The following is an 18837-nucleotide window of genomic DNA, read 5'->3' as shown; positions in this document are numbered from 1 at the left end:
TGTACCAGCGCTGGATCGCCACCTTCGATGATCCGGAAGCCAGGCTGGCCGCCATCACCGCCAGGATCCCGCTCGGCCAGCGCATGACCACCGCCGACGAGATCGCCAGCACAACCGTCTTCCTGCTTTCGGCGCAGGCGTCGCACACGACCGGGCAATGGGTGTTCGTCGATGGCGGCTATACCCATCTCGACCGCGCCCTGACGTGAGGCCCGCATGCGCTACTGCCTCGCGCTTGATCTGAAGGACGACGCGGCACTCATCGCCGCCTACGAAGCGCATCACCAGCGCATCTGGCCGGAGGTCGCGCGCCACCTGCGTGCGCACGGCGTGACTGGCATGGAGATCTACCGCCTCGGCATCCGCATGGTGATGCTCATGGACACCGACGACGCCATCTACGACGCCGAGCGCATGGCCGAGGCCGCCAGCACCGATCCGACGCTCATCGAATGGGAGGCGCTGATGTGGCAGTTCCAGGCGCCCACGCCATGGACGCCCGCCGGCCAGAAGTGGACCCCGATGACACGCATTTTCGATTTGCAGCAGCAGTAGCCATACCGGCCGTGCGCCGGCATCACACCTGAGAGGAGACCACAATGAAAAACCGAGCAATCCGGCCGCTGGGTGCGGCCATCCTGTGCGCAGCTGCCAGTGCGGCGTACGCCCAAAGCAACGTCACGCTCTACGGCCGGGTGGTCTCGGGCGTGGACTTCCAGAGCAACGTGCAGAAGACCGATGGGTCATCCGGCAGCCTGTGGCGCGGCGCGGACAACCAGTGGGGCACCAGCATGTTCGGCCTCAAGGGCGCGGAAGACCTGGGCGGCGGGCTCAAGGCGCTGTTCCAGCTCGAATCGGGCTTTGGTGCCACCACCGGGCGCACCAACGGTGACGCGCTTTTCAACCGCCGCGCCTACGTCGGCCTGCAGGGCAGCAACTGGGGCACGCTCACGCTGGGCAAGAACCAGCCGATCGCCGACGCGCTGTGGGCGCTGGACCCGACCGGCCAGCAGTTCATCGGCTCGGCCACGCTGGTGCGCGGGCGCAACTGGCAGGGCAACAACCACATGGTCATGTATGAGACGCCCAACTGGGGCGGCTTCAGCGCGCAGGCGCTGACCAGCCTGGGCCAGCAGGCCGGCGCGTTCTCGAACCTGCGCAAGGACGCGCTGTTGCTGACGTACACCGCGCCCACGTTTGAGGTGCGCGCCATCTACGACGTCGCCCGCGATGCCAACGGGAAGTTCAGCGACGTCTTCAACACGTCGAAAGAGCTGACGCTGGGCGGCACCTACACCATTGGTGATCTCAAGCTGTTCGGTGGCTATGAAAACCTGTCGGCACCGGATGCGGCAGCCGGCGCGCCCACCAAGGCCAACCACTACTGGATCGGCGCGAACTACCAGCTGACGCCGGCGCTGACGCTGATCGGCGCGGGCTACCGCGTCAACGTCAACAACGGCGGCGGCAGCGCCAACCTGTTCATGGTCGGCGCCAACTACAACCTGTCCAAGCGCACGCTGCTGTACGCGGCCGTTGGCACGGTGCAGAACGGCGCCAACGCCAACTTCTCGGTGGAAGCGACCAACAACAACCCGGCGCCGGGCAAGAACCAGCTGGGTGCCTATACCGGCATCGCGCATTCGTTCTGAACGGATATCGACCGTCCGGCTCCTAACGGGGCTGGTCCTCCTTTGACGCCCGCAGCGATGCGGGCTTTTTTGTTTCCTTGCCGATGTGCGGGGATATGAAAGGGCGCTTTTCGACGGTGATCGGCTTTCCGCGGCGGTTCTGCGGACACGTCACTTACGGTCGCGCCAGGCTTGGTGCCGTGCCGGTCCAGCGCTTGTAGGCTTGCGAGAACGAAGACAGGTCACTGAACCCCAGATCCTGCGCAATCTCTTTCATGGACAGGCGCCCTTCGGCAATCAGTGCCTGTGCTCTTGCCTTGCGCACGGCATTTGAAAGGTCGCGGAAGCACGCGCCTTCCGCCTGGAGCCTGCGCTTGAGCGTGCGTTCGCTGGTGTTGAGCAGCGCCGCGATGTCCTTCAACTGCGGGGGGCGGTCGAACGTGTGCGTGGCCAGGTATTCGTTCAGGAAGGACGCGATGTCCAGGCGGGTCCGCCTGCGCGCGAGCAACTCGGCACACATGCGCTCGCACATCGCCGCGGTGACGGCATGCGCCTGCGGCAGGGGCCGCTCGAGCTGGGCATGCGCGAAGGTGATCGCATTGGCGCGCTGGCCGTACCGAACCTTGGCGCCCAGCACCTGGCTCTTGCCGCCGGGCTCGGCCGCGTAGGTGAGGTCAAATGCGGCGAGTTCGAAATCGCTGCCGGTCACGTCGCGCGCCACCCGGCACGTGGCACCCATGGCCCGTCCGACAAAGAAGCGCTGCAGATCCGCAGACAGCTCTGGCGCCGCCTCGAAGGTGACCACGTCGTGCCGTCCGGCGCGCCGAAATGCGATCCCGACGTAGGTATAGGTCAGCGCCAGATAGCGGCGCGCAAGTGCCATGGCCGCCATGCCCGTCGCGCTGCTCAGCAATCCATACCCCAGCAAACCGTAGGCCGAGAGGTGATAGGACAGGCCAAGCTTCAGGCCCAGGTCGGCTTCGTTCCCGGTCAACTTCAGCAGGTTCGAGGCGACCGCCAGCTCCTGCGCGGCCAGCACCGTGAAGTCCGGGTCGGCGAGTTGCTTCTGGGTGAGTTGCGTGCCCTTGAGCAACGCCGACGGCGCGAGCTTGCGGCTGCGTCCGTACTCGATCATGAGCAGAACAGAAGCCGGACTGCGTGCAAAGTTCCAGACGTTCACGGGCGCCTCGCCATGGGTGTTGGCCCAGATTCTAAAGTGAATGGCCCGCGTCAACATCGACCGCGCAAGCGTGCCCAACCAAGATGGGGGCATCGTCACCGCGCCAACGCCGCCATGAACCTCGCCTTGTTGTTACGCCGAGCCCGAATGCCGTTGCTCACCCTTGGCCTGTCGAGCGCACTGATTGCGCCTGCACATGCCAAAGAAGCCTATCCGCCCAACCCACCCGAGGCACCCGCTATTCCCATGACCTACGCAAACCAGGCCGTCTGGCGCCACATGCAGCAGTTCCTCCCGCCCGAGTTCCAGTGGAAAGCGGGGCAACAGCCAGCCGAGGAATGGTGGAACTGGAATGGCCACCACGTCCATCTCGACACCTACCGCAACCCGCAAGCGAAGGTGAAGGTCATCCTGTTCCACGGCGTGGGCACCAATGGACGGCAGATGTCGATGATCCTGGGCGAGCCGCTGGCGCGGCGCGGCTACGAGACGATCGCGGTCGATATGCCCGAGTACGGCATGACCGAAGTGGCCAAGGGGGCGCTTGTCCGCTACGACGATTGGGTGCGTGCCGGCAGCGACCTGATTGACGCCGAGCTGGCCCGCGACAATCGCCCGATCGTGCTGTATGGGCTGAGCGCGGGCGGCATGCTCACGTATCACGTGGCTGCCATGAACAAGAAGGTCAAGGGCATCGTCGGCATGACCTTTCTCGATCAGCGCGTGCAACAAGTGCGCGACGAAACCGCCCTCAGTCCGTTCATGAGCCGCGTGGGCGGCCCGATGGTGGATTTCACGGCGAAGACACCGCTGAAGTCCATGCGCATGCCCATGACCGTGGCCAGCAAGATGTCCGCGCTGGTCAACAGCGAGGACGCTCTGAAGGTCTGGCTGTCCGACAAGCGTTCTGCGGGCAACGCCATGACGATGGCTTTTCTCAGTTCCTACATGTCGTATCAGCCGGTGACGGAGCCGGAGGATTTCAACGTCTGCCCGATCCTGCTGACCCAGCCTGCGGCGGACCGATGGACCCCCTTGCACCTCAGCGAGCCGTTCCTCAAGCGCGTTCGGAAGGTGCCGGTGCAGGTCGTCATGCTGGAGAACGCTGGACACTATCCGCTTGAGCAGCCGGGGCTCTCGCAGATGGTGGACGCCATCGATGCGTTCTACCGTGACGTGGCGGCGCAAGCGCCAGCAACCAAGGCGCTCCCCTGATGCACGGGGGCGCCAAGGCTTGGCCCGCGCTGCGTTTCAAGGCTCCTGCGCCAGCTCGCCCAGGAGCTCCATGAACGCGCCAGCCAGTTCGCTCATCTCGCTGGCACTGCGTCGCAGCAGGCCGACCGGCTCCTTGGTGGCGGAAGTCGGGATATCCAGGCGGACCAATCCTCCGTGCGCCAGGTCATCCCGCGCGGCGCGCTCGGGCGTGATCCACACCGCATCGGAGCGGCACGCCAGCAGCCGGGCGACCGACACCGACAGCGTTTCCGTCACCCCGGGCGGCAGGCGCAGGCCGTGCGTCTGGAACAGCGCGTCGGTGTGGTGGCGCGGCACCGTGCCCGACATCGCAATCACGAGCGGGTAGTCCAGCACCGCCTGTAGCGATGCCGATGCCCCCGGCTGCGCCAACAGCGGATGTCCCGGGCGTACGACCAGCGCCAGCGGCTCGGCATAGAGCAGCTCAAACGACAGGCCCTGCATGGCGTCCGGCTCGGCCATGCGTCCGACAATGAAGTCCAGCTCACCGGCCTTGAGCGCGGCGAGTAGCTCGACGTTGGTGCCGGTGCGTAGCCGCACGCCGGCATGTGGGCGTTGCGCGTGCAGGCGGGCGATCGCCTGGGGCAGCAGGCTGCTCGCCACGGTCGGCAGGGCCCCCACGTGCACGACCGGTGCCGAGGCTTCGCCGGCGCCCGTCAACGCAGCCGTTGCCGCTTCCAGCGCTTGCGTCACGCTCACGGCATGGCGCAGGAACTGCTCGCCGGCAGCCGTCAGCCGGGCGCCCTGGCGGCCGCGCTCGACCAGCTGCATGCCCGCCAGCGCCTCCAGCTCGCCCAGCGTCTTGGATACCGCCGGCTGGCTCAGATGCAGCCGCTCGGCCGCGCGCCGCAGGTTGCGCTCCTGTGCGATGGCAACAAAACAGCTCACGTGCCGGAAGCGGATGCGCGAGAGGAGCGACTCGCCGGAAAGTGCGGAAGGTTCCATAACCGTGGGTTATTGAATTTTCAATAAGAAGTCAATTTACTTCACTTTTTCGCGGCGATACAGTGCCCCACACCTTCCAAGGAGACGCCCCATGACGATCCTGCTTTCGGGCACGGGTGAATTCGCCCAGCGCGACACCGCCCAGCATCCGCCCGCACTGACCCCCACCTACAAGACCAGCGTGCTGCGCTCGCCGCGCAACGCGCTCATCTCCACGCTCAACACGCTGTCGGAAGTCACCGCGCCGGTCTTCCATGCCGACGACCTCGGCCCGCTCGACAACGACCTGATCCTCAACTACGCCAAGGAAGGCCTGCCCATCGGCGAGCGCGTCATCGTCCATGGCTATGTGCGCGACGAATTCGGCCGCCCCGTGCCGAACGCGCTGGTGGAGGTCTGGCAGGCCAACGCGGGCGGGCGCTATCGCCACAAGAAAGACCAGTACATCGCGCCGATCGACCCGAACTTCGGCGGCTGCGGCCGCATGCTGACAGACGCCAACGGTTATTACGTCTACCGCACCATCAAGCCGGGCCCGTACCCCTGGCGCAACCGCATCAACGACTGGCGCCCGTCGCACATCCATTACTCGCTCTCGGGCGATGGCTGGGCGCAGCGCCTGATCACGCAGATGTACTTCGAGGGCGATCCGCTGATCGCGCAATGCCCGATCGTCAAGACCATCCCCAGCGAAGAGCAGGTGCGCGGCCTGATCGCCGTGCAGGACACGGGCAACTTCGTGCCGCTCGACAGCCGCTGCTACCGCTTCGACATCACGCTGCGCGGCCGCCGCGCCACGCACTTCGAGAACGCCTTGCAAGGAGCCAAGTGATGACCACGACCACGCTTCGCGAATCGCTCGAACGCGCCCAGGCGAAGGCCATGACCACCACGCCCGCGTTCGCGCACTTCAATGAAACCGCCTCGCAGACGGGCGGCCCGTACGTGCACATCGGCCTCGCGCCGCGCCAGGCCGGCTTCGACATCTACGAGAAGGAATTCGGCAACGTGCTGGTGACGCCCGCCACGCGCGGCGAGCGCATCGCCATCGAAGGGCGCGTCTATGACGGCTCCGGCTCGCTGGTGCGCGACGTGCTGATCGAGATCTGGCAGGCCAACGCCGATGGCAAGTACGCCCATCCGGCCGACCGCCAGGACAAGCCCGCCGACCCGGCCTTCCGTGGCTGGGGCCGCACCGGCGCCGATTTCGACACCGGCACCTACCGCTTCGAGACCATCAAGCCGGGCGCCGTGGCCGGGCGGAGCGGTGCCGTGCAGGCGCCGCACATCTGCATGATCCTGTTCGCCCGTGGCATCAACCTGGGCCTGCACACACGCCTGTACTTCAGCGACGAAGCGGCGGCCAACGGCGCCGACCCGGTGCTGAACGGCATCGAGTGGGAGGTGCGCCGCAAGACCCTGATCGCCCAGCGCAGCGAGCGCAATGGCGAGGTGGTCTACACCTTCGACGTGCGCCTGCAGGACACGCCCGATGCCGGTGCAGAGACGGTGTTCTTCGACGTCTGAGCGCCGCGTCACGTAGAACAACGCCCGGCAGTTTGCGCTGCCGGGCGTTGTTTTTTGGAGCGACGAGCAGGACGTCATGCGGATGTCGATAATGGACGCATCGACCTCTCGCGCCTGACGCCACTGCTGTGACCCAACTGACCCTTCCTGGATTCGAAGCGCCCAATCTGGCTCTGGAACATCGCTTGTTCTTCGCGCTGGTGCCCGATCCACTGACGGCCGAGCACATTGCCGGCGTGGGCGAGGGGGTGTGTTCCCAGTTGGGAATCCGGTCGAAGCTGCTGCGCACCGAACGCCTGCACATCACGTTGCACCACCTGGGCGACTTTCCCAACGTGCCGGAAGTGATCGTCGCGCGCGCCTGCGCGGCTGCAGCGAGTCTCGTTGTGCCGCCGTTCGAGGTGACGTTCGATCGCGTACTCAGCTTCAAAGGGCGGCCGGGACATCGGCCTCTGGTGTTGACGGGCGAGACAGGACTGAATCCGCTGATCGATTTCCAGCAGGCGCTTGGCGAGGCCCTCGGGAAGGCGCTCGGGAAAGCCGGGCTAAGGCTTTCCCGAGCACGCTTCACGCCCCACCTGACGCTGCTGTACGACGAGGGCAAGTTCGATCCGCGCCCGATCGAGCCCATCACCTGGACTGTGCGCGACTTCGTCCTCATCCACAGCTGGCTCGGCAAGACCTTGTACGTCGAGAAAGGCCGCTGGCCGCTTAAGGGCTGAGCGCTACGGGCAACCGTCCGGCGTGCAGACAGGGCCATCGGCGCCGTTCACCGGTGCGGGAGCGCCGACGAGCTGCGCCAATGCCTGCGCCCAGGGTTCCGGCCGCCCCAACCACGGGCCGATGTCGATCACACCGAGGTTGCCGTCGGCATCTTCCAGCGCAAAGGTCGGAAAGCCCTGGCCGCCCACGCGGTCGAGCCACTGCCGGCTGGCCGCGATGTGCTGCCGGGTCAGCGCGCCAGCCTGCCGTGCGTATTCCACATCGAATGCTTCAGGCGACAGGCCCAGCTCGGCTGCCAGTTCGCGCAGCACGGGCACGTCGGCAATGCGACGGCCTTCTTCATAGTGCGCGCGTTGCTGGCGGTGGATCATGTCGAGCCCGCGTCCGGCCATTGCCTCGGCGGCCAGCGCAGCGGTAATCGGTGGCTCGGAGTCCATGACCGCCGTCGTGTCGCGCAGCAGGCCTTCAAAATACGGTTCGCCGAACGGCTGGCCGGACAGCTCGGCGATGCGGTGGTCGTGCGGCATCACGTAGCTGCGCCATTGCGGCGTAACCATGCGGCGGTTGGGGCCGGCCAGCATACCGCCGCCGTGGAAGGCAACCGTCAGGCCCGGCACCGCGCGTGCAGCCTCCACCAGCGGCGCCGCGCCATAGCACCAGCCGCACAGCGGGTCGAAGATGTAATGCAATGTGGTCATGGCAGTTCCTTGCTTCTTGGGGCCACTTACTGCGGCCATTTCATCTCGCCCTTGATGACCTTGGCGCTCAGTTCCAGTGACGATGCGCCAGCCAGTGTCGGGTACGCGGTTTTCATGGCGTAGACCAGCTCGGCGGCATGGTTCGACTTGGCCGCCGCCAGCTCGAAGGTTTTCAGGTAATCGGCGGTAAAGCGCACGGCTTCCAGGCCCTTGGGCATCGGGCCGGTAAAGTGGCCCGGCACCACCGTGGTGGGCTTGAGCGCGGCGATATTGTCCAGCGTCTGCAGCCAGCCCAGGCGCGACTCACGCGTCTGCGTGTCGGCCACCCACACGTGGTCGCCGCTGTTGACCACCACGCCACCGGCCACGGTCTTGATCGAGGGAATCCACAGGTAGGTGCGCGCCGGGTTCGGGCCGTTCAGGCCCTGGATCTCGATCGTGCGGCCTTCCAGCGTCAGGTGGTCAGCCGGCAACACCTCGGGCAGCACGAGCGCCCTGGGCGCGTTGTCCTTCAGGATCGGGCCCCAGTAGGCCAGCTTGCCATCCATCGACGCCTTGATGGCTTCCACCGTCTGCGGTGTGGCGACGATTTTTGCCTTCGGGAATGCAGCCTGGATGACGTCCAGCCCGAAGTAGTAATCCGGGTCGCTCTGGCTGATGTAGACCGTGGTCAGCGTCTTGCCGCTGGCCTTGAGCTTCTTGACCAGCGCCTCGGCGTCGCTGCGCTGGAATTGCGCGTCGATCAGGATGGCCTCGTGCGCACCCGTGATGATTTCCGACGACACCGGGAAGATGCCCTTGTCGCCCGGGTTGTAGACCTCCAGGTGCAGCGGTGCCGGCGCAGCAGCGCGGGCGATCAGGCCGGCGCTGACAAGGCCAGCGGCAAGCAAGGTGCGGATCAAGGTCATCGGGCTCTCCAGGTGGATGTGATTGCGATGTCGCTACTGTAAGTTGCCTGATTCGCGCGAAAAACCGCCTATGATGCGCATATTTGTTTCGTCAATCGATCAAATGGGGCGCACATGGACCGAATTCAGGCCGCCGAGGTGTTCGTCGCGATTGTCGAGCGCGGCAGCCTGACCGCCGCCGCCGATGGGCTCGACATGTCGCGCGCCATGGTCACGCGCTACCTGGCGCAGATGGAGGACTGGTCCGGCGCGCGCCTGCTGCACCGGACCACGCGCCGCATCGGCCTGACGGCGGCGGGCGAAGCGACGCTGGTGCGGTGCCGCCAGATGCTGGAGATCGCCGGGCAGATGGCCATGACGGAGGGCCCGGAGGCCGATACGCCGCGCGGCCTGTTACGCATCGCCTGTGCGCAGGTGCTGGCGCAGCAGGTGCTGGGGGCTGCGGTCACGGCCTTCCTGCGGCGCTATCCGCAAACCGCCATCGACCTCGTCGTCGACAACCGCACCATCAACCTCGTGGAAGAGCGCATCGACCTGGCTGTGCGCATCACCAACGATCTGGATCCGAACCTGATCGCGCGGCCGCTGGGCACGTGCGAATCGGTGGTGGTGGCCGCGCCGTCGTACCTGACCGCGCACGGCACGCCGCGCCGCGTGGAAGACCTGGCCGTGCACAACTGCCTGACGTATTCGTACTTTGGCAGGAGTCTGTGGAAGTTCACCGATGCCAAGACCGGCGCGCCGTCTGACGTGCCGGTGGGCGGCAACCTGAGCGCGAATGAATCGATGGCGCTGCTGGCCGCCGCCAGGGAGGGCGCAGGGATCGCGCTGCAGCCGGTGTTTGCTGCCGCGCCGCTGATCGCCGGTGGTCAGCTCGTGCGCCTGCTGCCGGATCACGTGCCGCAGACGTTGGGCATCCACGGCGTGTACAGCTCGCGGCGGCAGATGCCGGCGGCGCTGCGCGCGATGCTCGATTTCCTGGTCGACTGGTTTGCCACAACACTGGCGCATCGGGCCGTCACCTAACGTAGCAACCGACGCGACGGGCGCTGGCTACAGTGGCCTTTCTTTCCAGCCACGAAGCCACCGTGAACTACGACGACGTCACCCCCGAGATTGCACGCGGCCTGCTCGAATTGCGTGCGCGCATCCGGCGAGCGAAGATCCCGTCCTCCAAGCTCGACGAAACCCTCAACATCGCCACCTGGAACGTGCGTGAATTCGGCAGGAAACCACGCACCAAGACCGCGCTGGTCTACATCGCCGAGATCCTGCGGCAGTTCGACCTGATCGGGCTGCAGGAGGTGCGCGAGAACCTGGCGGACCTCAGGCGCGTGCTCGATATCCTCGGCCCGGATTGGCGTGCGGTGTATTCCGACGCCATTGCCGATGCGGGCGGCAACCGCGAGCGCATTGCGTTCGTCTACGATCGCCGCGCGGTCACCTTTGGCGGGTTGGCGGCCGAGGCGCAGCCGCCGCGCGTCAAGCGCGGGGCGGAATACCTGTCGGACATCTCGTGGTGGCGCAGCCCCTACCTGGCATCGTTCCACGCGGGCAATTTCGACTTCGTCTGCATTGCCGCGCACATCCGCTGGGGCGGCAGCGAGCGCGAGCGCCTGCCGGAGATCGAGGCGCTGGCGCAGTGGGTGCACGACAAATCGCAGGAGAAGGATGCGGACGGCAAGGACCTGATCGTCATGGGCGATTTCAACATCCCCAGCGAGAAGAGCCCGCTGTTCAAGGCGCTCACCGCCAAGGGGCTGCGCGTGCCCGACAAGCTGTTGCGCAGCACCTTCGGCAGCAACCTGGAGAAGAACAAGCGCTACGACCAGATCCTGCAACTGCCGGAATATCCGGAGAGCTTCACCAATGCGGGCGGCGTGCTCGATTTCTACCAGGGCGATCACACGCCGCTGTTTCCACGGCTGACCAAGCAGGCGATGACGTATCAGTTGTCGGACCACCTGCCGCTGTGGGTGCAGATCAACACCAATACCGAGGAGCACACGCTGCGGGCGATTGCTGGCGTTTGAGCGCAGGCTAGGCCGTGTGCACGCGGTGGCGTTGCACCGCCAGCAGCCCCAGCGCCAGCACGCAGAACCCCGCGCCGGCATGGAACGTGGCCGCCGCGCCCAGCCTGTCCCACAGCAGCCCCGCCAGGGCACTGGCCGCCAGCATGGCCAGCCCGCTCACCAGGTTGAACATGCCATAGGCGGTGCCGCGCAAGTCGGCGGGTGCTGTGTCGGCCACCATGGTGGCCAGCAGCCCCTGGGTGATGCCCATGTGGATGCCCCACAGCGCCACGCCCACAAGCACCACGCCCCAGTGGTCATGGCTGCCGAGCACGAGATCGGCGGCAATGAGCACCACCAGCCCAAACGCCAGCAGGCGGGTATGGCTCACGCGATCCGACAGCTTGCCGAACGGATACGCCGACAGCGCGTAGACCACGTTCATCGCCACCATCACCAGCGGCACCAGCGCGACGGGCACGCCGCCTTGGGCCGCACGCAGCACCAGAAATGCCTCGGAAAAGCGCGCGAGCGTAAAGACCGCGCCGATGACAACCACCCACCAGTACGCACCACCAAGCCGCCTGAGATTGTGGCGGCGGATCGGGTTGGTGCGGCGGGCGCGGTCTTGCACTTGCGGCTCGCGCAGCCCAAAGGCGAGCAGCGCCACCGACAGCAGCCCCGGCACCACCGCCACCCAGAACACCGCGCGAAAGTTGTCCGCCCACAGCAGCATCAGGCCCACGGCCAGCAGCGGGCCGAGAAATGCCCCCGCGGTATCAAGCGACTGCCGCAGCCCAAAAGCCGCGCCACGCAGCGCCGGCGGCGCAATATCAGCGACCAACGCATCGCGCGGCGACCCGCGCACGCCCTTGCCGATGCGGTCCAGCAGCCGCGCCGCCAGCACCACGCCTGCCGTGGGCGCGAGCGCAAACAGCGGCTTGGTGAGCGCGCCCAGCGCATAGCCGAACACCGCCAGGCCCTTACGCTTGCCCAGGACGTCGCTCAGCACGCCCGAGAAGATCTTGACGATGAGCGCTGTTGATTCGGCCAGCCCCTCGATGACGCCAACCGTCAGCGCGCTCGCCCCGAGCACGCCCACCATGAACATCGGCAGCAGGCTGTGGATCATCTCGGAGGCGATATCCATCAACAGGCTGACGCAGCCCAGCACCCAGATGCCGGTGGGGATCTGACGCAACACGCTGAGGCGCGGGGCGCGGGTCATGATGCGGTGGTCGCGAGTTCGGCGTGAAAGCGTTCGGCCTGCGACAAGACGCCCGCGCGCACGGTGCTCCAGACGCGCATGGAAAAGTCCTGCGGCAACGCCGCCTCAACGCGGTCCAGCCCGGCCGGCACACGTGCCACCAGTGCCTGCATCTGCGCAAAGGCATCCGGCACGCCGGACTGCGCCGCCAGCGCCTGCCAGTGCCGGACACGGATGTCGGCGATGCGTGCATGCGCGTTCTTGCCGCGCAGTGACATCGCCAGCCGTGCGCGATACGGCGAGAGCTGGTTCGGCCCATCGCCGATGATCGGCCAGACCGATAGCACGTCATACAGCGGCGTCATGCGAAAGCGTCCGCCGCGTTCGATCGCCAGCGAGAAGTTCTTCGCGTGCCCGTCGGTGGCGGCCAGCAGCCAGAAGGCCAGTTGGGCCAGCACGAAGCGGCGCTTGTCGTCGATGGCCTGCTCGGAAGCCGACAGCAGATCCAGGCACGCCCGCATGCCCGGACCGCCGTCGCTCTCGTATTTGCGGTGCGCCGGGGTGCCGGTGGCCTGGCAGAAGTCTTCCTGCGGCAGCCGCGCAATCCAGGTGTCGCCGGCCATCCAGCGGCGGTCGAAGCGTTCGACGGCCAGCACTTTTTGATCGCCGAAGCGGGCGATGTCGGTGCGTGCCACGTCCAGGCCCCAGGCCGCCAGCAGTTGTGCGCACAGCCATTCGTTGTCGACCGAATCCTGCATGTCGGCGCGGATGTTGCCGATCAGGCCCAGCGGCAGCTTGAGGATGTGCGTGGTAGGGGTAGCGCCCAGCGGCCGGTGCCATGCACCGCCGATGCGCAGCAGCGCGGTCTTCTCCTGCGCGCCGGCGATCGAAATGCGGAAGGCGTCGAGGTCGCCGGCGGCGTCAGCGTCTGCACCCAAGGCGGGCGTGTGGGTGAGGTTGCGCAACAGCGCGTCGATCTGCGTGTCGGAGAGCGGCTCGCTGCGGATGTGGTTGTAGCCGGTGGGCTCCATGCCTGGCGGCAGCAGTTGCACGGCACCCACGCAATCCCGGCCGATGGCGGCGAGCAGCTCGGCGGCTTCGGTGGGGGCGAGACCGAAGCGCCGCCGCACCCGCTCGCGGATGGGCTGGGCGTCGGGCAGCAGGTTGTCGAAGTAATCGTCGACCACCTGGCCGCGCAGCTCGGGCACGCCGGCTGGGATCGGCAGCGACATCGACAGCGGCCGCGCATTGGGCGAACGCAGCCAGGCGTCGTCGTAGCGCAGGATGGGCACGCCGGCGCGGCTGGCGGTCCAGATGCCGACGTGCTCGCCGTTCATCCACAGGTGGAGTTCGGGGTGTGCCATGGCTTACCAGTCGGCGCCACTGGCCGGCGTGGCGGAAGGCAGGGTCGTGGACAAGGTGATGGGCTCGTCGCCCGTCGTACGCACCACCAGCTGCGCGCCGAGTGCATGCAGGATGCGCAGCAACTGCTCGAAGCTGACCGCGCCGGGGTTCTTCTCGATGTCGGCGATGCGGTTTTGGCTGACGTCGAGCAGCGCGCCGAGCTGGGCCTGGGTCAGCTCGCGCGCTTTGCGCAGCGATTTCAGGTGCGCCGACAGTTGCGGCGCCGAAGAGAGCAGTATTTCCATGAAAATCACCCCAAGACGATATTTGTAGCTTATCGCTCAAAAGCGATAAATGCAAGATATCGCCTTAGGGTGATAAATGGCGTATATCGCCTTGGGGCGATATTTCAGGCAAACGGCGCAAAAAGCCCGTTGAGCCGCGCCGAGCCCGCCGCATCCCGCGCAAAGGCGAAGGTGCCGGTCTCGCGCAACTCCTCGGCCGCGCGCAGGAAGGCGCCCAGCGCCGCGCGGGCCAGCGCGCCGCCCACGCTCACGCGCTTGACGCCCAACTCCGCCAGCTCCGCCACGCTCAGGTTGCCGTCGGCAAAGCCCATCAACACGTTGACTGGGCGGTCGACCGCGCGCACCACGGTGGCGATCTCCTCGCGCGTCTTCAGGCCGGGGGCGTAGAGCACGTCGGCGCCGGCGTCCTGGTAGGCCTGCAGGCGGCGGATGGTGTCGGCCAGGTCGTTGCGGCCGTGCAGGTAGTTTTCGGCGCGTGCGGTGAGCGTGAAGGGGAAGGGCAGCGCGCGTGTGGCTTCCACGGCGGCGCGCACGCGCTCGACCGAGGCTTCGAACGGATAGATGGGGGCATCCGCGCGGCCGCTGGCGTCTTCAATCGAACCGCCGACAATGCCGGTCGCGGCCGCCAGCCGGATGGTCTCGGCCACGGTGTATGGGTCATCGCCGAAGCCGTTCTCCAGATCGGCGGCGACGGGCAGGTCGGTGGCGGCGACCAGCTCGGCGATATGCACGAGAATGGGATCGCGGCCGACGCCGTAGTCGGGCAGCCCGCGCGAGAAGGCGAAGCCAGCGCTGGTGCTGGTGAGTGCCTCGAAACCCAATGCCGTCAGCAGCCGGGCCGAGCCTGGGTCCCACGGGTTGGGGATGACGAAGGGTCCGCTGCGCTCGTGCAGGGCGCGGAAGGCGTGGGCTTTCTCGATCTGGGTCGGCATGGGCTATCCGGTGGTGAGTGGATGGGACATCGGTTGGGGCTCACCGCATCGCGCGGCGGCAGCGGTGAGCGCATCGTCCAGGCGGTCGTTGCCCCAGAACATCGCGTCGCCGACAAAGAACGTGGGTGCGCCAAAGATGCCACCAATCTGCGCGGCGTGCGTTTGCTCGCGCAGGCGCTGCTTGTTGGCGATGGACTGGGCTTCGGTCAGGATCGCTTCCGCTGGCAGGCCGAGCGCGGTGAGTTCTTCGGCCACGGCCCCGGGCGTGTGGATGTCCTGGTCCTGGGCGAAGTTGCGCAACATGATGCGCTGGCAGAACGTGCCGATCCACGGCTGGTCCGCGCCCAGTAGCGCCACGCGCACCGGCAGCACGGAGGCGCGCGGGAACGTGCTCGGCTGCCTCCAGGGCACGCCATATTTGCGGCACTCGCGCGCGATGTCCTGCCACATGTAGTCGCCTTTGGCCTGCTGCAGCACGAACGGCGAGTTGTTCCAGCCGAACGACTGGAAGATCGGTCCGAGCAGGAACGGCTTCCACGCCACGCGCACGCCCAGGCGCACGGCGGCGGCTTCGATGCGCATCACGCTCAGGTAGCTGTAGTTGCTGGCGAAGTCGAACCAGAATTCGACAGTGGGCGCGGGCACGAGCGGCTCCCAGGTGGCGTTGTAGGGCATGGACTTAGTCATAGACCACCAGGCAGCGGATTTCGATGCTCTCGCGCGGCGGGGTGCCAGCGGGCGCGTCGGGGTGCACGAAGGCGGCATGCGGCGTGAAGCGCGCCACGCCGCTCGCCTGCGAGTCGTATTGCTTGAAGACCAGCGCCTCATGCCGGTCGATGGCGGATGCGTACCACCAGCGGTGGCGCGGGTTGTGGGTGGCGAGATACAGCTCGCCGGTGCGGGTGGGGTAGCGGATTTCGCCGGCGACCAGGTCGGTGGCGCTCACGCTGCGGGCATCGCACAGGGCCAGCGGCGTGTCGAGCACCGGGCCCCGGATCGAGCGCCAGATGTTGACGATGCCATAGCGGCCGACGGCGATGGCCTGTGCCGGATCGGTCAGGACGCGCCCGAGGCGCAGGCGGCCGGAGGCCTCGGTGTAATCGTTGTGGATGCGGCCGACGGCGGACGGCGCACCGTCGCCCTCGCGGCCGAAGGTGAGCGCGGGGCGGCCCGGGTCGCGCTTGCGCACGAGGTGGTCGAACACGTAGGCGCGGCGGGCGCCGGTGGCGGCGCGGGCGAGTTCGGCGGCCTCGGCGTAGTAGATCGCGCGGATGGCGTCTTCGGCGTGAAAGTCGATCACGCGGGTGGGCGCCTCGAAGAGAACGAAGCCTTCGCGCTCCAGCTCAGGCGGCTCGGCGGTGCGCAGGTCGGCGATGGGGACCTCGCGCAACTCGTACTCGCAGGTCTGCCAGGGCTCGCCGGCGGGCGGCGGGTACATGTAGTTGACGGGGGTGGCGGTGCCCAGCCCGGTGCGGCTCAGGTAGCTCAGGCCGCCAATTACCGTCTGCGGTTGGGTGCGGGTGTCCATGTGGCCTCCAACGTGGGTGTCGTTGGCCGCATTACACGTGGTGCGCCGTGCGCGCTCAACCGCATTTCATGCAAGTTCGGATGCGCTGGGTGCATGCGAAGCCTGGGCGGCTGCTTCGGCGCAGATCCACTCGGCCACGTCACGCACATCGCGGCGCGGGTTGGCCTCGGATTGGATCAACCAGTACGCATGCGTGTTGTGCACGCCAGGGGCGGTGGTGGGGACCGTCACCAGCCGGCCATCGGCCAGCAGCGGCGCGATCAGCTCCAGCCGGCCCAGCGCAATCCCTTGCCCGGCGACGGCGGCGTGGATGATCTGGTCGTGCTGGTTGAAGCGCAACACCGTGCGGGGGCGGGCGTGGCTCCAGCCGGCGGCGGCCAGCCAGTCCGTCCATTGCAACCAGGGGCGGCGCAGGTCGCGGTCGTCGAAGTCGAGCAGGGTCAAGCCGGCCAGCGCCTCGGCGGAATCGAGCCGATGCAGGCCCAGCGATGGATGCGCGACCGGCGCCACTGTCTCGCCGAACAGCCGGATGGCACCGGGCGGCGCATCGGCGGGGGAGCAGTAGCGGATGGCCAGCTCGATCCCTTCATTCTTCAGGTCCACCAAGCGGTTGTTGGTGGCCACGCGCACGTCGATATCCGGGTATTGCTGCTGGAAACGCGCCAGGCGCGACAGCAGCCACAGGCCCGTCACGCCGATGCTGGCGGTGATCGTCACCGGCCGCCGCTCGGCCGCCACGCGGATGGCGCCGATGGCGTCCTGCAATTGCTGCACGGCGCTGTCGGCGCTGCGGAACAGGCGCTCGCCCTCGGGCGTAAAGGCGATCGAGCGGTGCCCGCGCACCAGCAGCTTCACGCCCAGCGTTTCTTCCAGCACCGATACCTGCCGGCTGACGGCGGACTGCGTCAGACACAGGTCATCGGCCGCCAGCGTGATGCTCATGCGCCGGCCGACGGCCACGAAGCCGCGCAGCAGGTCCAGCGAAGCCAATCGAACGAGCGGAGTCGACATGCGTTTTCCTCATGCGAAGCGTTCTCAAAGATCAGTTGAGAACAGGGGTATGCCAAAGTTTAATGAGCCATCGGGCGACATTCCAGCCGGAAGACACAAATGGCACGCTTGCAATATGGGAATGTCTACCGCAACGGAGAATGCTTTCATGACATCGAAATCCCTCATGCAATCGCCCTGGCTGCCGGTGCTGGCCGGCGGGGCTGTGATCGGCCTGGCGCTGGGCATCCGGCACGTGCAGGGCCTGTTCCTCGTGCCGATCACCATGGACCGCGGCTGGACGCGCGAAACCTTCGGCCTGGCCATCGCGCTGCAGAACCTGATCTGGGGCGTGGCACAGCCGTTTGCGGGCATGCTGGCGGATCGTTTTGGCGCAGCCAAGGTGGTGCTGGCGGGCATCGTGGTCTATGCGGTGGGTTTGCTGCTGATGGCGCATGCGGGCACGCCGCTGGGCTTTACGCTGTCAGCCGGCTTGCTGATCGGGATGGGGCTGTCGGGCACGTCGTTTGGGGTGGTCTACGGCGCCATCAGCCGGCTCACGCCGCCCGAGCGGCGTAGCTGGGCGCTGGGCGTGGCAGGTGCGGTGGGCGGCGTCGGCCAGTTCGTCATGGTGCCGACGGCGCAGGGTTTGCTGAGCAACGTCGGCTGGGTGACGGCGCTGGTGGTCATGGCCGTGGTGATGGCGGCGTTCCTGCCGCTGGCCGTGCCGCTGCGCGAGCGGGCGTCCGCAACCGTTGCGCAGCAGGCGCACCAGAGCATGGGCGCGGCCATCCGCGAGGCCTTCGCGCATCGGGGTTTCTGGCTGCTGAACCTCGGCTTCCTGACGTGCGGGTTCCAGCTCGCCTTCATCGCGGCGCACATGCCCGCGTACCTGCTCGACAAGGGGCTGAGTGCGCGCCACGGCATGATCGCGCTGGCGTTGATCGCCGCCGCCAACATCGTCGGCACGTACTACTGCGGGGCACTGGGCGGGCTGTTTCGGCGCAAGCACCTGCTGTCGCTGCTGTACCTGATCCGCACGGCGGCGATCGCACTGTTCATCCTGCTGCCGCTGTCGCCGGTCACGCTGTATGGCTTTGCGATTGTGATGGGGCTGCTGTGGCTGGGCACGGTGCCGCTCACCAACGGGCTGCTGTCGCAGGTGTTCGGGGTGCGCTACATCGGCACGCTGTTCGGTTTCGTGTTCCTCGGCCACCAGATCGGCGCGTTCCTGGGTGTGTGGCTGGGCGGCGTGGTGTATGACCGCCTGCATTCGTACGATGCACTCTGGTTCGGGGCGATGGGGCTGGGCGTGGTGGCGGCGTTGCTGCACTGGCCGATTGACGATCGCCAACTGGCGCGCACAACCGTGGCGCAACCGGCATGAACGGGCAACTCAAGCGCTGGGCAGCGTGGGCGCTGGCGGCGGCCGGCGCTGTGCTGGTGTTCTCGGCATGGCTGACGCCGGAGGGCGCCTTTTCCTTTGTGACGCTGGCGTCCTTCTGCGGGTAATCCTGATTTGTGAAACAATATCGGGTTAATCACTAGTGGGTACTGGTACGGTTTGCGCGGGAACAAGCGTCGCTTTTGCGTCGTTTTCCTGTGAATGCCACCGTTCAGACATGACTTACGCCGTCAAGGAAATCTTCTACA

At 66.9% G+C, this 18837-nt stretch carries 22 protein-coding genes; 11 read left to right on the top strand and 11 right to left on the bottom strand.

Annotated features, from left to right (window positions below):
- The 3 genes from QZ609_RS13975 to QZ609_RS13965 all read left to right on the top strand — a co-directional run.
- Nucleotides 1-209: SDR family oxidoreductase (locus tag QZ609_RS13975; protein WP_295495739.1), on the top strand; the 209-nt coding region annotated here is incomplete at its 5' end.
- A gap of 7 nt (nt 210-216) precedes the next feature.
- Complete coding sequence (locus QZ609_RS13970; RefSeq protein WP_295495736.1) at nt 217-555, top strand: L-rhamnose mutarotase; 339 nt, start codon at nt 217-219, stop codon at nt 553-555.
- A 44-nt stretch (nt 556-599) separates the two neighbouring features.
- Nucleotides 600-1652, top strand: coding sequence for a porin (locus QZ609_RS13965; RefSeq protein WP_295495733.1), 1053 nt, complete (start codon nt 600-602; stop codon nt 1650-1652).
- Between the two features lie 154 nt (nt 1653-1806).
- Here the strand turns inward: QZ609_RS13965 and QZ609_RS13960 are convergent, their stop codons facing one another.
- Nucleotides 1807-2889 carry an AraC family transcriptional regulator gene (locus tag QZ609_RS13960; RefSeq protein ID WP_295495729.1) on the bottom strand — a complete coding sequence of 361 codons (1083 nt, stop codon included), beginning with the start codon at nt 2887-2889 and terminating at the stop codon, nt 1807-1809.
- 69 nt (nt 2890-2958) lie between these two features.
- On the opposite strand from QZ609_RS13960, the gene QZ609_RS13955 reads away from it, so the two are divergent.
- A complete protein-coding gene (locus QZ609_RS13955) occupies nt 2959-4026 on the top strand; it encodes an alpha/beta fold hydrolase (RefSeq protein ID WP_295495727.1) in 1068 nt (355 codons plus the stop codon).
- A 36-nt stretch (nt 4027-4062) separates the two neighbouring features.
- Here the strand turns inward: QZ609_RS13955 and pcaQ are convergent, their stop codons facing one another.
- Nucleotides 4063-5010, bottom strand: a complete 948-nt coding sequence (gene pcaQ / locus QZ609_RS13950; RefSeq protein WP_295495724.1) for a pca operon transcription factor PcaQ — start codon at nt 5008-5010, stop codon at nt 4063-4065.
- A gap of 91 nt (nt 5011-5101) precedes the next feature.
- Here pcaQ and pcaH point away from each other — a divergent pair, with 91 nt between their 5' ends.
- The 3 genes from pcaH to QZ609_RS13935 all read left to right on the top strand — a co-directional run bounded on the left by pcaH (nt 5102) and on the right by QZ609_RS13935 (nt 7259).
- Nucleotides 5102-5842: a protocatechuate 3,4-dioxygenase subunit beta gene (pcaH, locus tag QZ609_RS13945; RefSeq protein ID WP_295495722.1), complete on the top strand. Its 741-nt coding sequence runs from the start codon at nt 5102-5104 to the stop codon at nt 5840-5842.
- Nucleotides 5842-6537 carry a protocatechuate 3,4-dioxygenase subunit alpha gene (pcaG, locus tag QZ609_RS13940; RefSeq protein ID WP_295495719.1) on the top strand — a complete coding sequence of 232 codons (696 nt, stop codon included), beginning with the start codon at nt 5842-5844 and terminating at the stop codon, nt 6535-6537. Before pcaH ends, pcaG begins: the two co-directional genes overlap by 1 nt.
- A gap of 128 nt (nt 6538-6665) precedes the next feature.
- A complete protein-coding gene (locus QZ609_RS13935; RefSeq protein ID WP_295495716.1) occupies nt 6666-7259 on the top strand; it encodes a 2'-5' RNA ligase family protein in 594 nt (197 codons plus the stop codon).
- A 3-nt stretch (nt 7260-7262) separates the two neighbouring features.
- Here the strand turns inward: QZ609_RS13935 and QZ609_RS13930 are convergent, their stop codons facing one another.
- Both QZ609_RS13930 and QZ609_RS13925 read right to left on the bottom strand, forming a co-directional pair.
- Nucleotides 7263-7958: a DsbA family protein gene (locus QZ609_RS13930; RefSeq protein WP_295495713.1), complete on the bottom strand. Its 696-nt coding sequence runs from the start codon at nt 7956-7958 to the stop codon at nt 7263-7265.
- A gap of 26 nt (nt 7959-7984) precedes the next feature.
- Nucleotides 7985-8866 carry an MBL fold metallo-hydrolase gene (locus QZ609_RS13925; RefSeq protein ID WP_295495711.1) on the bottom strand — a complete coding sequence of 294 codons (882 nt, stop codon included), beginning with the start codon at nt 8864-8866 and terminating at the stop codon, nt 7985-7987.
- Between the two features lie 114 nt (nt 8867-8980).
- On the opposite strand from QZ609_RS13925, the gene QZ609_RS13920 reads away from it, so the two are divergent.
- Nucleotides 8981-9892: a LysR family transcriptional regulator gene (locus QZ609_RS13920; RefSeq protein WP_295495709.1), complete on the top strand. Its 912-nt coding sequence runs from the start codon at nt 8981-8983 to the stop codon at nt 9890-9892.
- Between the two features lie 62 nt (nt 9893-9954).
- On the top strand, nt 9955-10899 hold the full coding sequence (locus QZ609_RS13915; protein ID WP_295495706.1) for an endonuclease/exonuclease/phosphatase family protein: 945 nt from the start codon (nt 9955-9957) through the stop codon (nt 10897-10899).
- Nucleotides 10900-10906: 7 nt separating this feature from the next.
- On the opposite strand, the gene QZ609_RS13910 is transcribed toward QZ609_RS13915, so the two are convergent.
- The 7 genes from QZ609_RS13910 to QZ609_RS13880 all read right to left on the bottom strand — a co-directional run bounded on the left by QZ609_RS13910 (nt 10907) and on the right by QZ609_RS13880 (nt 17205).
- Complete coding sequence (locus tag QZ609_RS13910; RefSeq protein ID WP_295495703.1) at nt 10907-12106, bottom strand: MFS transporter; 1200 nt, start codon at nt 12104-12106, stop codon at nt 10907-10909.
- A complete protein-coding gene (locus QZ609_RS13905; RefSeq protein WP_295495701.1) occupies nt 12103-13449 on the bottom strand; it encodes a type II toxin-antitoxin system HipA family toxin in 1347 nt (448 codons plus the stop codon). The genes QZ609_RS13910 and QZ609_RS13905 overlap by 4 nt, the downstream gene beginning before the upstream one ends.
- 3 nt (nt 13450-13452) lie before the next feature.
- Nucleotides 13453-13734 (bottom strand): helix-turn-helix domain-containing protein, encoded by a 282-nt coding sequence (locus QZ609_RS13900; protein WP_295495698.1) that lies wholly within the window; start codon nt 13732-13734, stop codon nt 13453-13455.
- Between the two features lie 104 nt (nt 13735-13838).
- Entirely contained in the window at nt 13839-14666 is an 828-nt protein-coding gene (locus QZ609_RS13895; protein WP_295495695.1) for an isocitrate lyase/phosphoenolpyruvate mutase family protein, read from the bottom strand.
- 3 nt (nt 14667-14669) lie between these two features.
- A complete protein-coding gene (locus QZ609_RS13890; protein ID WP_295495693.1) occupies nt 14670-15341 on the bottom strand; it encodes a 2-hydroxychromene-2-carboxylate isomerase in 672 nt (223 codons plus the stop codon).
- Between the two features lie 4 nt (nt 15342-15345).
- Nucleotides 15346-16194 (bottom strand): CmcJ/NvfI family oxidoreductase, encoded by an 849-nt coding sequence (locus QZ609_RS13885; protein WP_295495691.1) that lies wholly within the window; start codon nt 16192-16194, stop codon nt 15346-15348.
- A 66-nt stretch (nt 16195-16260) separates the two neighbouring features.
- A complete protein-coding gene (locus QZ609_RS13880; RefSeq protein WP_295495688.1) occupies nt 16261-17205 on the bottom strand; it encodes a LysR substrate-binding domain-containing protein in 945 nt (314 codons plus the stop codon).
- 148 nt (nt 17206-17353) lie between these two features.
- Here QZ609_RS13880 and QZ609_RS13875 point away from each other — a divergent pair, with 148 nt between their 5' ends.
- Both QZ609_RS13875 and QZ609_RS13870 read left to right on the top strand, forming a co-directional pair.
- A complete protein-coding gene (locus QZ609_RS13875) occupies nt 17354-18571 on the top strand; it encodes an MFS transporter (RefSeq protein WP_295495685.1) in 1218 nt (405 codons plus the stop codon).
- Nucleotides 18568-18696, top strand: coding sequence for a hypothetical protein (locus QZ609_RS13870; protein ID WP_295495682.1), 129 nt, complete (start codon nt 18568-18570; stop codon nt 18694-18696). Before QZ609_RS13875 ends, QZ609_RS13870 begins: the two co-directional genes overlap by 4 nt.
- The last annotated feature ends 141 nt before the right edge of the window (nt 18697-18837 follow it).

The organism is uncultured Ralstonia sp. (assembly GCA_913056305.1).
Classification (GTDB): domain Bacteria; phylum Pseudomonadota; class Gammaproteobacteria; order Burkholderiales; family Burkholderiaceae; genus Ralstonia.
The sequence above is the reverse complement of the archived record's forward strand: the minus strand, read 5'-3'. Positions and strand labels throughout refer to the sequence as shown.

What these genes read in the sequence shown, in the direction of transcription:
- QZ609_RS13920 (WP_295495709.1), top strand. Translation starts at nt 8,981, where the DNA reads ATGGACCGAATTCAGGCCGCCGAGGTGTTCGTCGCGATTGTCGAGCGC.
- QZ609_RS13930 (WP_295495713.1), bottom strand. Translation starts at nt 7,958, where the DNA reads ATGACCACATTGCATTACATCTTCGACCCGCTGTGCGGCTGGTGCTAT.
- QZ609_RS13885 (WP_295495691.1), bottom strand. Translation starts at nt 16,194, where the DNA reads ATGGACACCCGCACCCAACCGCAGACGGTAATTGGCGGCCTGAGCTAC.
- QZ609_RS13925 (WP_295495711.1), bottom strand. Translation starts at nt 8,866, where the DNA reads ATGACCTTGATCCGCACCTTGCTTGCCGCTGGCCTTGTCAGCGCCGGC.
- QZ609_RS13905 (WP_295495701.1), bottom strand. Translation starts at nt 13,449, where the DNA reads ATGGCACACCCCGAACTCCACCTGTGGATGAACGGCGAGCACGTCGGC.
- QZ609_RS13890 (WP_295495693.1), bottom strand. Translation starts at nt 15,341, where the DNA reads ATGCCCTACAACGCCACCTGGGAGCCGCTCGTGCCCGCGCCCACTGTC.
- QZ609_RS13970 (WP_295495736.1), top strand. Translation starts at nt 217, where the DNA reads ATGCGCTACTGCCTCGCGCTTGATCTGAAGGACGACGCGGCACTCATC.
- QZ609_RS13955 (WP_295495727.1), top strand. Translation starts at nt 2,959, where the DNA reads ATGCCGTTGCTCACCCTTGGCCTGTCGAGCGCACTGATTGCGCCTGCA.
- QZ609_RS13965 (WP_295495733.1), top strand. Translation starts at nt 600, where the DNA reads ATGAAAAACCGAGCAATCCGGCCGCTGGGTGCGGCCATCCTGTGCGCA.
- QZ609_RS13910 (WP_295495703.1), bottom strand. Translation starts at nt 12,106, where the DNA reads ATGACCCGCGCCCCGCGCCTCAGCGTGTTGCGTCAGATCCCCACCGGC.
- pcaG (WP_295495719.1), top strand. Translation starts at nt 5,842, where the DNA reads ATGACCACGACCACGCTTCGCGAATCGCTCGAACGCGCCCAGGCGAAG.
- QZ609_RS13870 (WP_295495682.1), top strand. Translation starts at nt 18,568, where the DNA reads ATGAACGGGCAACTCAAGCGCTGGGCAGCGTGGGCGCTGGCGGCGGCC.
- pcaQ (WP_295495724.1), bottom strand. Translation starts at nt 5,010, where the DNA reads ATGGAACCTTCCGCACTTTCCGGCGAGTCGCTCCTCTCGCGCATCCGC.
- QZ609_RS13895 (WP_295495695.1), bottom strand. Translation starts at nt 14,666, where the DNA reads ATGCCGACCCAGATCGAGAAAGCCCACGCCTTCCGCGCCCTGCACGAG.
- QZ609_RS13900 (WP_295495698.1), bottom strand. Translation starts at nt 13,734, where the DNA reads ATGGAAATACTGCTCTCTTCGGCGCCGCAACTGTCGGCGCACCTGAAA.
- QZ609_RS13875 (WP_295495685.1), top strand. Translation starts at nt 17,354, where the DNA reads ATGACATCGAAATCCCTCATGCAATCGCCCTGGCTGCCGGTGCTGGCC.
- QZ609_RS13880 (WP_295495688.1), bottom strand. Translation starts at nt 17,205, where the DNA reads ATGTCGACTCCGCTCGTTCGATTGGCTTCGCTGGACCTGCTGCGCGGC.
- pcaH (WP_295495722.1), top strand. Translation starts at nt 5,102, where the DNA reads ATGACGATCCTGCTTTCGGGCACGGGTGAATTCGCCCAGCGCGACACC.